This window comes from Polaromonas sp., assembly GCF_049790275.1.
Classification (GTDB): Bacteria; Pseudomonadota; Gammaproteobacteria; order Burkholderiales; family Burkholderiaceae_C; genus Polaromonas.
The window spans coordinates 1-12,073 of the sequence record NZ_JBAQYR010000121.1 but is presented as its reverse complement, the minus strand read 5'-3'; the positions used below and the strand labels follow the sequence as shown (position 1 = coordinate 12,073).

The 12,073-nt window shown below is 65.1% G+C and carries 14 protein-coding genes; 4 read left to right on the top strand and 10 right to left on the bottom strand.

What is annotated here, in order from left to right:
* The 5 genes from WA904_RS16980 to WA904_RS16960 form a co-directional block, all read right to left on the bottom strand.
* Positions 1-888, bottom strand: an 888-nt coding sequence (locus WA904_RS16980; RefSeq protein WP_425198312.1) for an FAD-dependent oxidoreductase, incomplete at its 3' end; no start/stop codon positions are given.
* A complete protein-coding gene (locus WA904_RS16975) occupies positions 885-1,253 on the bottom strand; it encodes a (2Fe-2S)-binding protein (RefSeq protein WP_425198311.1) in 369 nt (122 codons plus the stop codon). The genes WA904_RS16975 and WA904_RS16980, both read right to left, overlap by 4 nt.
* Positions 1,250-2,044 carry an ABC transporter permease gene (locus WA904_RS16970; protein WP_425198310.1) on the bottom strand — a complete coding sequence of 265 codons (795 nt, stop codon included), beginning with the start codon at positions 2,042-2,044 and terminating at the stop codon, positions 1,250-1,252. Before WA904_RS16970 ends, WA904_RS16975 begins: the two co-directional genes overlap by 4 nt.
* A 9-nt stretch (positions 2,045-2,053) precedes the next feature.
* Entirely contained in the window at positions 2,054-2,938 is an 885-nt protein-coding gene (locus WA904_RS16965) for an ABC transporter permease (RefSeq protein WP_425198309.1), read from the bottom strand.
* Complete coding sequence (locus WA904_RS16960; RefSeq protein WP_425198308.1) at positions 2,935-4,032, bottom strand: ABC transporter ATP-binding protein; 1,098 nt, start codon at positions 4,030-4,032, stop codon at positions 2,935-2,937. The genes WA904_RS16965 and WA904_RS16960 overlap by 4 nt, the downstream gene beginning before the upstream one ends.
* 217 nt (positions 4,033-4,249) lie before the next feature.
* Here WA904_RS16960 and WA904_RS16955 point away from each other — a divergent pair, with 217 nt between their 5' ends.
* Entirely contained in the window at positions 4,250-5,071 is an 822-nt protein-coding gene (locus WA904_RS16955) for an IclR family transcriptional regulator (protein WP_425198307.1), read from the top strand.
* Between the two features lie 31 nt (positions 5,072-5,102).
* Here the strand turns inward: WA904_RS16955 and WA904_RS16950 are convergent, their stop codons facing one another.
* Entirely contained in the window at positions 5,103-6,527 is a 1,425-nt protein-coding gene (locus WA904_RS16950) for an FAD-binding oxidoreductase (RefSeq protein ID WP_425198306.1), read from the bottom strand.
* A gap of 83 nt (positions 6,528-6,610) precedes the next feature.
* Positions 6,611-6,922 carry an EF-hand domain-containing protein gene (locus WA904_RS16945; RefSeq protein ID WP_425198305.1) on the bottom strand — a complete coding sequence of 104 codons (312 nt, stop codon included), beginning with the start codon at positions 6,920-6,922 and terminating at the stop codon, positions 6,611-6,613.
* Between the two features lie 159 nt (positions 6,923-7,081).
* On the opposite strand from WA904_RS16945, the gene WA904_RS16940 reads away from it, so the two are divergent.
* Positions 7,082-7,648, top strand: a complete 567-nt coding sequence (locus WA904_RS16940; protein WP_425198304.1) for a cob(I)yrinic acid a,c-diamide adenosyltransferase — start codon at positions 7,082-7,084, stop codon at positions 7,646-7,648.
* A gap of 70 nt (positions 7,649-7,718) precedes the next feature.
* Here WA904_RS16940 and WA904_RS16935 read toward each other — a convergent pair whose 3' ends face one another.
* Positions 7,719-8,141, bottom strand: a complete 423-nt coding sequence (locus tag WA904_RS16935; RefSeq protein ID WP_425198303.1) for a hotdog fold thioesterase — start codon at positions 8,139-8,141, stop codon at positions 7,719-7,721.
* A 138-nt stretch (positions 8,142-8,279) separates the two neighbouring features.
* Here WA904_RS16935 and WA904_RS16930 point away from each other — a divergent pair, with 138 nt between their 5' ends.
* Positions 8,280-9,566 carry an AsmA-like C-terminal region-containing protein gene (locus tag WA904_RS16930; RefSeq protein WP_425198302.1) on the top strand — a complete coding sequence of 429 codons (1,287 nt, stop codon included), beginning with the start codon at positions 8,280-8,282 and terminating at the stop codon, positions 9,564-9,566.
* Between the two features lie 174 nt (positions 9,567-9,740).
* Complete coding sequence (locus WA904_RS16925) at positions 9,741-10,091, top strand: hypothetical protein (RefSeq protein WP_425198301.1); 351 nt, start codon at positions 9,741-9,743, stop codon at positions 10,089-10,091.
* A gap of 42 nt (positions 10,092-10,133) precedes the next feature.
* Here WA904_RS16925 and WA904_RS16920 read toward each other — a convergent pair whose 3' ends face one another.
* The gene (locus tag WA904_RS16920; RefSeq protein WP_425198300.1) at positions 10,134-11,432 is read right to left on the bottom strand and encodes a solute carrier family 23 protein; all 1,299 of its coding nucleotides are present in this window, start codon (positions 11,430-11,432) and stop codon (positions 10,134-10,136) included.
* Between the two features lie 78 nt (positions 11,433-11,510).
* Positions 11,511-12,073 (bottom strand): alpha/beta fold hydrolase (locus tag WA904_RS16915; protein WP_425198299.1); only part of this gene is annotated, 563 nt, incomplete at its 5' end.

The window sequence follows — 12,073 nt, the reverse complement described above, 5'->3', positions numbered from 1 at the left end:
CCCGGGCACGCTGCTCCGCCCCGCCGCATCACACTCGGGCAGCGCCGCACGCTGCAGGGTGTTGTAGCTGAAGCGGCAGCCCAACAGGTCGGCCAGCTGGGTTTCGGAGCGCAGCGCATAACCGAAGCCCACGGCATCACAGGGCAGCCGGTATTCGCTGTGCCCGTCGTGCCAGCACAGGCCGCTGACCTGCGCGTCGCCTGTGGCCCGCACCAGCCGCGCGCCCTGGTGCACCGGCACACCGTGGGTGTGCAACCAGCCCAGGTAGTAAAGGCCTTTGGCGAAAACCGCCGGCTGGCGCAGCAGGGATGGCAGGGCCGCTGCCTTGTCTTTGAAGCTGGCGGTGTCGAGCACCGCAACCACCTGTGCGCCGGCCTTCGCGTACTGGTATGCCACCAGGTAGAGCAAGGGTCCGGTACCGGCAAAGACCACGCGCGAGCCGATTGCACAGCCCTGGTATTTCAATGCCACCTGCGCTGCGCCCAGGGTGTAGACGCCGGGCAGGGTCCAGCCCGGAAATGGCAACACGCGATCTGTCGCGCCCGTGGCGACGATGAGCTGGCCATAGGGCAGTGTGTCGGTGCGCCCGTGGCTGAGCAGGTCGAGCCGGCCGTCTTCGGCGCTCCAGACCAGGGTGTCGGGCCGGTAGTCCACCCGGTCCAGGATGTCCGCCATCGCGGTGTGCAGGGCCTCGGCCCGTCCGGCCTCAAACCCGTACAACGTGCGCCCGGGCCGGTTGAAGCCGGGCGGCGGCTGGCGATAGATCTGCCCGCCCCAGCGCGGCGCTTCGTCAACCACCACCGGCCGCAAGCCGTGTGCCACCAGCGTCTGCGCGGCCCGCACACCCGCCGGCCCTGCGCCCACAATGACGGGCTGCAATGCTGTCATGTGAGGCCCCCTGCGTTGGTCATTTCGTCAGGGTCGCCACTGTTCCGTGGCACGGCCTCCACGCCTGTCACCAGGCACATGCCCTCCTCAATCAAGGTGCCGCAGGCGCGCAGGCGCTGTCCTGACTCCGTGGCGACCCAGCAGTCCTGGCAGGCTCCCATCAGGCAAAAGCCGGCGCGCGGCTCGCCGCTGAATTCGCTGTTGCGCAGCTGCGCCGAATTTGTGAGCACCGCGGTCAGCACGGTGTCGCCGGCCAGTGCGGTCAGGGCCTGGCCATTGAGCACAAAGCGCACCGGCGTGCGGCCGCTTTCGGCCACACGTTTGAGCAGGCCCATGGTTTTTCCTGGAGAAAGGGGCGGGTTCATCGATGGCCCACCAGGATCTTGTCAAGGCCGTACACGCGGTCCAGCACCAGCATGGCGACGGCGGTCAGCGCCACCATCAGCGCGGAGACCGCCGCCATCAGCGGATCAATCGATTCGGTGGCGTACATGTACATGCGCACCGGCAAGGTCACAGTCGACGGTGCGGTGACAAAGATCGACATGGTCACTTCGTCAAAGCTGTTGATGAAAGCCAGCAGCCAGCCGCCGGTCACGCCGGGCAGGATCATCGGCAGCGTGATGCGCCAGAACACCGTGGCCTGGCTTGCGCCCAGCGACAGGGCAGCCTGCTCCGCGCTGCGGTCGCTGCCCGCCACGGATGCCAGCACCAGGCGCAGCGCATAGGGCGTGATGATGACCACATGCGCCAGCGCCAGCCAGAAGAAGCTGCCGGTGGCGCCTATCAGTGAAAAAGTGCGCAGCAGCGCCACACCCAGCACCAGATGCGGAATGATCAGCGGCGAGAGGAACAGGCCGTTGAGGAAGTCGCGCCCCGGAAAACTGTGGCGCGCAATCGCCAGTCCGGCAGGAACGGCAAGCACCGTGGCCAGCGTGGCCGACAGGAAGGCCAGCCACAGGCTGTTCCGGAAGGACTGCACAAAGTCGGCATGGGCAAACACCGCCCTGAACCAGCGCAGCGAGAACTGCGTGGTGGGGATGGTGAGCGTGTTCTCGGGCGTGAAAGCCACCACGCAGACGATGACCAGCGGCGCCATCATGAAGGCGATGACGAGGGCGTTGAAGAGGAGGGCGATGGGGCCGTTTTTTGACATGCTGCAGCCCTAACCCATGGATTTCTTGTAGGAGCGCTCAAGCACGCGGTTGTAGCTGAGCATCAACACCAGGTTGGCCAGCAGCAGCGTGAGTGCAATCGCCGCGCCCAGCGGCCAGTTGAGCTCGTGCAGGTATTCGTCGTACACCACGGTCGCCACCATCTTCAGGCGCCGCCCGCCCAGCAGCCCGGGGATGGCGAAGGCGCTGGCACTCAGGCCAAAGACGATCAGGCTGCCTGACAGGACACCGGGAAGCACCTGCGGAAAAATGATGCGGCGCAAGGTGGTGAAGGGCGACGCTCCGAGCGACAGCGCCGCGTCTTCCACGCCGGGGTCGAGTTTTTGCAGCGATGTCCAGACCGGGATCACCATGAAAGGCAGCATCACGTGCACCAGCGCAATGATGACGGCCGCCTCGGTGTAGAGGATGCGCATGGTGGGCAGGCCCAGGGCGCGGATGGCCTGGTTCACCAGGCCCTCGGGGCCGAGCAGCATGCTCCAGCCGAAGGCGCGTACCACCACCGACACCAGCAGGGGCGCCAGCACCACCAGCAGCAGGATGGAGCGCCACGGGCTGCGCATGCGGCTGAGCACATAGGCTTCGGGCGCGCCGACCAGCACGCAGATGAAGGTGGTCAGCGCCGAGATCCAGAAAGTGCGCCAGAAGATGCGGTGGTAGTAGTCGTCCGTCAGCACCGCGGCGTAATGCGCCAGGGTGAAGCTGTTCTTGACGCCGGTGGCGTGGTCGAACACCTGGAAGGACAGCACGGCCGTGAGGGCCAGCGGCACCAGCAGCAGGCAGGCAAACAGCAGGAAGGCTGGGGCCGACAGCAGCCACGGCGCACGGGCGGTGCCGGGCCGTTGGGTGGCTGGCATCGGCACGGCAGCGTTCATGCCTGTGTTTCCAGCGCAGGTGCCGGCTCATGCGCCAGATGCCGGGCGCCGGGCAGCAGGCGCACCTGCTGCGCTGTCCAATCCAGGCCGATGTGCATGCCCTCTTCGGCGGGCGCCGCGCCGTCGTTGGAACAGACCACCACCAACTCGCCGGCGGTGGTTGCCACCTGGTAAAGCCACTGGCTGCCCAGGAAAAAACGCTGGCGCACCGTACCGGCCAGGCGTCCCTGGCCCGCGGGCATCAGGCGGATCTTTTCGGGCCGTAGGCTGAGCACCACTGCATCACCCGCGGCCAGCCCGGGGGCCTCCACTTCCATCGACACCGTGCCGAGATCCACGGTGGCCCAGGTGCCGGTGGCTGTCACACGGCCCTCCAGCAGGTTGGCCTTGCCGACAAAGCTGGAAATAAAACGCGTTTGCGGATGTTCGTACAGGCGGTGCGGTTGGTCGATCTGCGTCACGCGCCCGGCCTCCATCACCACCACGCGGTCACTGATGGACATGGCCTCGGTCTGGTCATGCGTGACCATCACGGTGGTGGTGCCGACCTTGCGCTGGATCTGCCGCAGCTCGAACTGCATTTCCTCGCGCAGCTTGGCGTCGAGGTTGGAGAGCGGCTCGTCGAGCAGCAGCACCGGCGGCTCGATCACCAGGGCGCGGGCCAGCGCGACCCGCTGGCGCTGGCCGCCCGACAGTTCGCGCGGATAACGTGCAGCATGCGCCTCCAGGTGCACGAGGGCCAGGGCTGCCTTCACGCGTTCGGCACGTTCGGCTTTGGGCATGCGCCGCATCTCCAGGCCAAAACTCACGTTGCCTTCCACGCTCATGTGGGGAAACAGCGCGTAGCTCTGAAACACGATGCCGAGGCCGCGGCTGTTCGGTTTGGCATGGGTGATGTCGCGGCCGTCCAGCGTGATGCGCCCGGCCGTGACGTCCGAAAAACCCGCGATCATCTGCAGCGTGGTGGTTTTGCCGCAGCCCGAGGGCCCGAGCAGCGAGACAAATTCGCCTTTTTCCACGGACAGGTTCATGTCGATCACGGCATGTGTGGCGCCGTAGGTCTTGCTCACATTCGCCAGGGTCAGGAAAGACATGGGTACCTCCGCAAACACGGGGAAATTGAAGGGCACTGAAGGCGCGATTGGCGCTGGAACATGCTGCCTGAAGACGCTTTGATGACATTCATGCTAGGGCATGGGATAAAAAAGCGTCAATAGCTTATTCCGTATATAAAGATATTTATCAAAGTAATTCCGTAGAATGGAATACAAATCGAATTGACTGATCTTCTATTCCGTTCAAAGAGATGAGATGAAAAACGAAGACAGCGCCTCCAGCAGTGTGCAGCGGGCTTTTGCCATCATCCGTGCGCTGGCCGCCACACAGGCCAGGGGCGGGCGCATCACCCATCTTGCAAAAGCCACCGGCCTGACCCAGGCCACCACCCATCGCCTGCTGCAAAGCCTGGTGGCCGAGCACATCGTGGAGCAGGACGCTTCGTCCAGGCTTTATTGCCTGAGCATCGACTTTTTCGCGCTGGCCGCACAGGCCGGCAACGCTATGGACCTGCGGGCCTTGTGCCGCCCGTCCATGCTGCGGCTGTGCGCCAGCCTGGGCGACACCATCTTCCTGCTGGTGCGCAGCGGCTTCGACGTCGTGTGCCTGGACCGCAGCGAGGGACCGTTCCCGATACGCTCATTCACCGGCGACATCGGGGGCCGGGTGGCGCTGGGCATAGGCCAGGGCAGCCTCGCCATCCTGGCCCTGCTACCCGAGGCCGAACGCGAGGAAGTGATTCGTTTCAACCTGCCGCGCGTGCGCGAGTACGGCGTGCTCGACGAGGTTTACCTGCGTACCGAAATCGAGCGCGTGCGCCAGCTCGGTTATGCGGGGCGCAACACCGGCCTGCTTGAAGGCATGGCCGGCGTGGCCGTGCCCGTGCTGGACCGTGACGGCCGCCCCGTGGCCGCACTGAGCGTGGGCACGATCGCGTCGCGCCTGAGCCCGGACCGCTTGCCGACCGTGGTGGAACTGCTCCAGCGCGAGGCTGCAGCCATCGGTGCCCGCATCAACCCCTTTGATGCCACCTTGCGCCGGCCGTCACAAAGCCTGGCGCGGCCGGACGCAACCTGACGGCTTCGGGCAGCAAACCGACCGGAGCGGCTCACAGCGTGAAAATCTTGCCCGGGTTCATGATGTTGTGCGGATCCAGCGCACGTTTGATGGTGCGCATCATGTTCACCGCGCCATCGCCGGCTTCGGTGACCAGGAAATCCATCTTGTGCAGGCCGACGCCGTGTTCACCGGTGCAGGTGCCTTCCAGGTTCAGCGCGCGTGTCACCAGCGTGTGGTTCAGCGCTTCGGCAGTCGCGCGTTCTTCGGGCGAGTCCGGGTCGATCAGGTAGCCGAAGTGGAAATTGCCGTCGCCTACATGGCCGACCAGGAAATAGGGGATGCCACTGGCATCGGCTTCGCTGACCGAGTCGAGCAGGCAGTCGGCCAGGCGCGAGATCGGCACGCAGGTGTCGGTTGAAATCGCGCGGCAGCCGGGGCGTGACTGGATGGCCGCGAAGTAGGCGTTGTGCCGCGCTGTCCACAGGCGCGTGCGCTCTTCGGGGGTGCTGGCCCACTCGAAGGCATTGCCGCCCATGTCGGTTGCAATTTCCTGCACGGTCTCGGCCTGTTCCTTGACGCTGTTGGGTGATCCGTGAAACTCCATCAGCAGCATGGGTTCTTCCCGCAGGCCGAGTTTGGCGTAGGCGTTGACCATGCGCACCGTGTTGGCGTCGATCAGCTCGACACGTGCAATCGGAACACCGAGCTGGATGATCTGGATGGTGGTGCGCACTGCGGCTTCGATGCTCGGGAAGGAGCAGATCGCGGCCGAGATCGCCTCGGGCAGCGGGTAAAGCTTGACGGTGATTTCGGTGATCACACCCAGCGTGCCTTCGCTGCCCACCATCAGGCGCGTGAGGTCGTAACCGGCCGATGATTTCTTGGCGCGCGTGCCGGTGCGGATGACCTCACCGCTGGCGGTCACCACTTCCAGCGCCAGCACGTTTTCGCGCATGGTGCCGTAACGCACGGCGTTGGTGCCGCTGGCGCGCGTCGCGCTCATGCCCCCTATCGTCGCGTCGGCGCCGGGGTCGATCGGGAAGAACAGGCCGGTGCTCTTGACCTCTTCGTTGAGCTGCTTGCGCGTGACGCCGGCCTGCACGGTCACGGTCAGGTCTTCGGCATTGATGGACAGGACCTTGTTCATGCGGCTCACGTCAACGCTGATGCCGCCCTGCACCGCGAGCAGGTGGCCTTCGAGCGAGGTGCCGACGCCAAAGGGAATGACCGGCACCTGGTGCTGCGCGGCCAGCTTCACCGCATCGGCAACATCCGCCGTGCTTTCGGCAAACACCACGGCCGCCGGCGGCGGCGCCGCAAACGAAGACTCATCGCGGCCGTGCTGCTCACGCACCACGAGGGCGGTGGAGCAGCGTTCGGCAAACCGTGTTTTCAGGGCCTCGATCAGTTCCGGCGGGACGGCGCGCAGATTGAGTTGGGGCAGCAAATGGTCGGGATGGGCGGGGGCGTTCATGGTGTCTCCAGGCTGGCCCACAGTTTACGACGTGTCCGGTCCTTCCGGGCGTCGGGGGCAAGCATGGCCTCACAGCCCCGGCGTCAGGTCTTGAGCGCCGCCTGGAACTCCGCGGGCGAGATCAGCTGGTCGCGGTCGGTGTCGATCTGGTCGAAATTCTGCTCGATCACGGGAAAACGTGCCGCTTCCTGCCGGCTGAGGCGGCCGTCCTTGTTGACATCGGCACGCTGGAAGGCCGCTTCAACCTCTTGTGCAACGGGAATGGCACGTGCCGGCGGATGGTCCGCGCCGGCTGTTTGTGCCTGGCTGACCAGCGCTGTACCCACGGTCAGCGCCGCCAGCAGCAGCACACTGCGGACTTCGAAGTTGGGAATAAAATGAGGCGTGGGAGTCATGAGGGGAAGGGGTCCGTGAATTGAACAGGCCGCCATTGCACCGCAGCCCGGCATGCCCGGCCAGCACTCTTGCACGGTGTTGCCTCGCTGACATGTACAGCGCTTCAAACACATTTTCTTTCCTCCCGTAACGCAGGCGTGCCTGCCGGAAGCACATTCATGGCCAACCGACTGACCCAGATCGCCACCCGCACCGGAGACAACGGCACCACCGGCCTGGGCGACAACACGCGTGTGTCCAAAGACAGCCTGCGCGTGCATGCGATGGGCGATGTCGATGAGCTCAACTCCCAGATCGGCGTGTTGCTGTGTGAAGAGATGCCGGCCGATGTGCGCGAACTGCTGGTCGAGGTGCAGCACCAGCTGTTCAACCTGGGCGGCGAGCTGTCGATTCCCGGCTTCGAGCTGCTCAAGCCAGAGGCGGTGGCACTGCTCGATGCGGCGCTGGAAAAATACAACGCCACCCTGCCGCGCCTGCAGGAGTTCATCCTGCCGGCCGGCTCGCGCGCGGCTTCGCTGGCCCATGTGTGCCGCACGGTGGCACGCCGCGCCGAGCGTGCGGTGGTGGCGCTGGACAAGGCCGAAACCCTGAAGGAATCGCCGCGCCAGTACCTGAACCGGCTGAGCGACCTGCTGTTTGTGCTGTCGCGTGTGCTCAACCGCATGAACGGTGGCGACGACGTCTACTGGAAGAGCGAACGCATGGCCCGGTCGGCCGCGGACTGAACGACTCACATGCAATCTTATTGATAGCTGTTTGCGCCCGTCCGGTAAGGGCTGGAGGCCGATTTGACTCTTAACGCGGAACCAGCATCGCCATCGTGATGCGTGACACGCAGGTCAGCTCGCCGGCATCGTTCGTCAACTCGATGGCCCACACCTGGGTGCTGCGTCCGATGTGCACCGGCCGCGTGATGCCGGTGACCCAGCCGCTGCTGACCCCCTTGAGGTGGTTGGCGTTGATGTCCAGGCCGACGGTGCGGTGGCCTTCGGGCGCGGCAAAGGCGGCACCGCAGGAGCCCAGCGTTTCAGCCAGCACCACCGACACGCCGCCATGCAGCAGGCCGTAGGGCTGGCGCGTGCGTTCGTCCACCGGCACGCGGGCGCGGATGAAGTCATCGCCAACCTCCAGGAATTCAATGCCCAGGTGCGTCACTGCGCTGTTGGCGTTGTGCAGGGTGAGCAGTTCGACGGAAATCGGTCTTTTCCAGGTAGGCATCGCAGTTCCAAGGTTTCAAAAAGTCCGGGAAGCACCGACTATAAAGAGATTGCGGCCTACAAGGGCTGAGCGTGCTGCCGATTAAGGTGGAGGAAGCAGCGGACAGGCGGGGGGCAAGGCTTCAACAGCGGGAAAAGCATGCAGAAAAAACGTAAATGGATGGTCGCCGCCGGCGTGCTGGCAGCCTTGCTTGGCGTGTCATGGCTGATGCTCGTGCTGCTGTTGCCCAGCGATGAGGACCTGGCGGCCCGTGCGCGCGCCGAACTGCAAAGCCGGTTTGGTGTTCCTGTGGCGTTAGGTGCGCTGCACTGGCGATTGCTGCCGGTGCCGGCCGTGGTGCTGGAAGACGCGGCAACCGGCCAGCCGCAGTCCATCACCGTCAAAAAACTCACGGCCTACCCGAACCTGGGCGCACTGCTTTCGAGGCGGCTGCAATTTGACCGCGTCGAGCTTGATGGTGCTGTGGTGCCGCAACTGTCCTTGCGCGCGCTGGATGTCCGGCCTGCCCGCCTGGTGTCCGATGTCGCGGCAACACCGCTCGATCGTTTCGTGTTCCGCAACCTGACCTGGATATCGCGCCATGGTGTTGCCGTGGTGTATGACGGCGAGATCGACTTCGATGCGAACTGGCGGCCGCGGCAGGCGCGCGTGCGGCGGCCCAGTTTCCAGCCCGCCACCGATCTCACCTTGACGCGCCAGGGACAGGAAGACCGCTGGACTACCCACATCAACCTGGGTGGTGGTACGGCCCATGGCGAAGTGGCGCTGCAGACCCGCGACAGCGGCCGGATGCAGCTTGAAGGCCACTTGCAGCCCGCGGGAATCGATGTGGCCAGCGCTGTTTCGGCTTTCAACCGCAAGCCGGTCATTGCGGGCAAGGCCTCGGGCAGCACCCAGCTCTCCGCCGCCGGAAGCACCGTGGGCGAACTGGCGCGTTCATTACACACACAAACCGCCTTCACCATGGGCCGCTCCACCTTGCTGCGCTTCGATCTGGACAAGGCGGTTCGCAGCCTGGGCCGGGAACATGCGGGGCAAACCGAACTCGAGTCCGTCACCGGCCAGCTTGACACCCAGAACACGCCGCAGGGCATGGTGGCCACCTACACGAATGTCAAGGCCAGCTCGGGCGCCCTCAGTGCCTCCGGCAAGGTGCGGCTGGCCAACCGGCAGATCGAGGCAGAATTGGCGGTGGACCTGGTGGACGGCATCGTCGGGGTTCCGCTCCTGCTCAGCGGGCCGGTGGACAAGGTGGCCGTTTCCGTGCCCCGGGGCGCCATCGCCGGCGCGGTGCTGGGCACGGCCGTGCTGCCCGGCGTGGGGACGGCGATTGGTGCCCGGCTGGGCGCGACGCTGGGCAATATCTTCAATCCGGACCCCGCGCCCAAGCTAAAGCCCGCACCCAAGTCCACAGGAAAGCCCTGAGAGCGGTAGAACCCGCGTGGACTTTTTGCGCGGTTTGCCCTAAAACCTCCTGCTTGCGGGGACATGCCTTGGCCTGCGGTGCTACATCTGGCTACCATACGGCCTGCACGCATCCCGCAGCCCCTGTGGCGGATTTGCTTTTTTTGGCCGATGGCCCTTAACAGAAGGTTTCCCATGTCCCAGCAGTCACAGTCATCGCGTCAGCAGCCGGCACCGTCGGCGGAAACACCCCTGGAACGTGCGCTTGACCGGAACGAAACCGTCGAGGAAACCGTGAAACAGTCCGGTGCCGAGCTGTTTGTGATCAACGCGGTGCTCAAGCAGGAAATCCCCGACCATATCCAGACCGGGGATGTGGCGCAGGCGCTGGAAAAAACAGGCGAGCTGGAGGGCAAGATCCAGGAATCTGCCGCCGACCTTGCGCATGTCAACGAGCTGCTGGAACAGGAAATCGGCGAACGTGCCGATGTGGAACGCGAGCTTGCCGCCACCAAGGCGGCGCTCGCCAGAGCACAGGCGAAATAGGCCCCGCCAGACCCCGTTCAGGCGGGCACTTGTTGCCTGGTTTTATTTCCTGCGGTTGAGCAGGGCGTACAGCAGGATGGCGCCGAAGGTGGCCGTGCCGATGCCGCCCAGCGCAAACTGGCCGAATTTCAGCGTGAAGTCGCCGGTGCCCAGCACCAGCGTGATGGCCGCCACCAGCAGGTTTTTGTTGTCTGAAAAATCGACTTTGTTGTCGACCCAGATCCTGGCGCCGGCCACCGCGATCAGGCCAAACACCACAATGCTGACGCCGCCCATCACCGGCAGAGGAATCGCCTGGATCAGCGCACCGAACTTGGGGCTGAAGCCCAGCACCACTGCAATCAGGCCGGCGACCACGAACACCGCCGTCGAATAGATTTTTGTTGCGGCCATGACGCCGATGTTCTCTGCATAGGTGGTGACGCCGGTGCCGCCCGAAGCGCCCGAGACCATGGTGGCCACTCCGTCGCCGATGAAGGCCCGGCCCATGTACTGGTCGAGGTTCTTGCCGGTCATGGCGGTCACGGCCTTGATGTGGCCGAGGTTTTCTGCGACCAGGATGACGGCCACCGGAGCGATCAGCAGCATCGCACTGGCGCTGAACACCGGTGCCGCAAAGCCGGGCAGGCCCACCCAGGCGGCATTGGCAATGGGAGAAAGGTCCACCGGTTTGCCCAGGCCCAGCCCGTTGGTGAGTACTGCGTAGACCAGTGTCGCGACAATCAGGCCCACCAGGATCAGCAGGCGCTGTACCATGCCGCGTGTCATCACGGCGACTAGCGCCACGCTGACGAAGGTCACAACCTGCATCCACGAGTCGAAGTTGCTGGCGGCCATGTTCTTGATCGGGATGCCGGCCAGGTTCAGGCCGATCACCGCGACCACGGCGCCGGTGACTACAGGCGGCATGCAACGTTCTATCCAGCCGGTGCCCACCGCCTGCACGATGGCGCCGATGATGGTGTACAGCAGGCCGCAGGCGATGATGCCGCCCAGCGCCACGCCGATGTTGGGGTTGGGCCCCTTGCCGGCGTACGCCGTGGCGGCGATCACCACGCCGATGAAGGCAAAGCTCGAGCCCAGGTAGCTGGGTACCTTGCCGCCGGTGATCAGGAAAAAAATCAGCGTACCGACGCCGCTCATCAGGATGGCAATGTTCGGGTCGAAGCCCATCAGGATGGGGGCCAGCACCGTGGCGCCGAACATCGCAATCACATGCTGCACGCCCATCACTGCGGTTTGCGGCCAGGGCAGGCGCTCGTCGGGGCCGATCACGCCGCCCTGTTGCAGTACCGCGCTGCTCTTTTCCGTCCAGCTGAATACACCTGTTGGTTTGTCCATGTCCCACTCCTTGTAAGTGGCGCCATCCTAGGGGCAATGGACGCGCGGCACAAGGGGCGGGCAAGGGCCGTTGTTTAGTCAGCGCGCGACAAAAGCGGCGAGTTCGCGCATCACCTCCGGATCTTTCAGGATCTTCCGGTGCCCGAGTTCGTCGGTCGCCAGCAAACGCGCGCCGGGAATGGCCTCGCTGTAAGCCACGCCGTCGGCAAAACGGTTGATGCTGTCGCGGCGGTCGTGTATCACCAGCGTGGGCTGGGCAATGCGCGGGCCGACCGCAGCGGGCTCGAACTGGGGCATCAATATGCCCTCGCGGGCTTCGATGCGCCGCTGCATGGCTGCGCGCGTGACCTCGTGCAGGCCGAACACATGTGCGAACAGCCGGGTGTATTCATAGGGCGAAGCCGGAGGCGCCAGCAGCACCAGCTTGCCGACCGGCAGGCCGCGGCTGGCCGCATACGCGCCTGCGTTGGCCGCGAGCGAATGCGCCACCAGCGCGTGGATCTGGTGGCCTTCCTGCCGCAGGCGAGCGACTGCATAGTCGAGGGCGCGTGCGAACTGCGGCAGGTTGCTGGTGGAGCCGGTGCTGCGCCCATGCGCCGGCATTTCAAGCAGCACGGGCCGCAGGCCCTGCGCCTGCAGGG

Excerpts from the sequence above, each read along its gene's own strand:
- WA904_RS16975 (WP_425198311.1), bottom strand. The coding sequence starts at position 1,253 with ATGAACCCGCCCCTTTCTCCAGGAAAAACCATGGGCCTGCTCAAACGT.
- WA904_RS16970 (WP_425198310.1), bottom strand. The coding sequence starts at position 2,044 with ATGTCAAAAAACGGCCCCATCGCCCTCCTCTTCAACGCCCTCGTCATC.
- WA904_RS16965 (WP_425198309.1), bottom strand. The coding sequence starts at position 2,938 with ATGAACGCTGCCGTGCCGATGCCAGCCACCCAACGGCCCGGCACCGCC.
- WA904_RS16960 (WP_425198308.1), bottom strand. The coding sequence starts at position 4,032 with ATGTCTTTCCTGACCCTGGCGAATGTGAGCAAGACCTACGGCGCCACA.
- WA904_RS16955 (WP_425198307.1), top strand. The coding sequence starts at position 4,250 with ATGAAAAACGAAGACAGCGCCTCCAGCAGTGTGCAGCGGGCTTTTGCC.
- WA904_RS16950 (WP_425198306.1), bottom strand. The coding sequence starts at position 6,527 with ATGAACGCCCCCGCCCATCCCGACCATTTGCTGCCCCAACTCAATCTG.
- WA904_RS16945 (WP_425198305.1), bottom strand. The coding sequence starts at position 6,922 with ATGACTCCCACGCCTCATTTTATTCCCAACTTCGAAGTCCGCAGTGTG.
- WA904_RS16940 (WP_425198304.1), top strand. The coding sequence starts at position 7,082 with ATGGCCAACCGACTGACCCAGATCGCCACCCGCACCGGAGACAACGGC.
- WA904_RS16935 (WP_425198303.1), bottom strand. The coding sequence starts at position 8,141 with ATGCCTACCTGGAAAAGACCGATTTCCGTCGAACTGCTCACCCTGCAC.
- WA904_RS16930 (WP_425198302.1), top strand. The coding sequence starts at position 8,280 with ATGCAGAAAAAACGTAAATGGATGGTCGCCGCCGGCGTGCTGGCAGCC.
- WA904_RS16925 (WP_425198301.1), top strand. The coding sequence starts at position 9,741 with ATGTCCCAGCAGTCACAGTCATCGCGTCAGCAGCCGGCACCGTCGGCG.
- WA904_RS16920 (WP_425198300.1), bottom strand. The coding sequence starts at position 11,432 with ATGGACAAACCAACAGGTGTATTCAGCTGGACGGAAAAGAGCAGCGCG.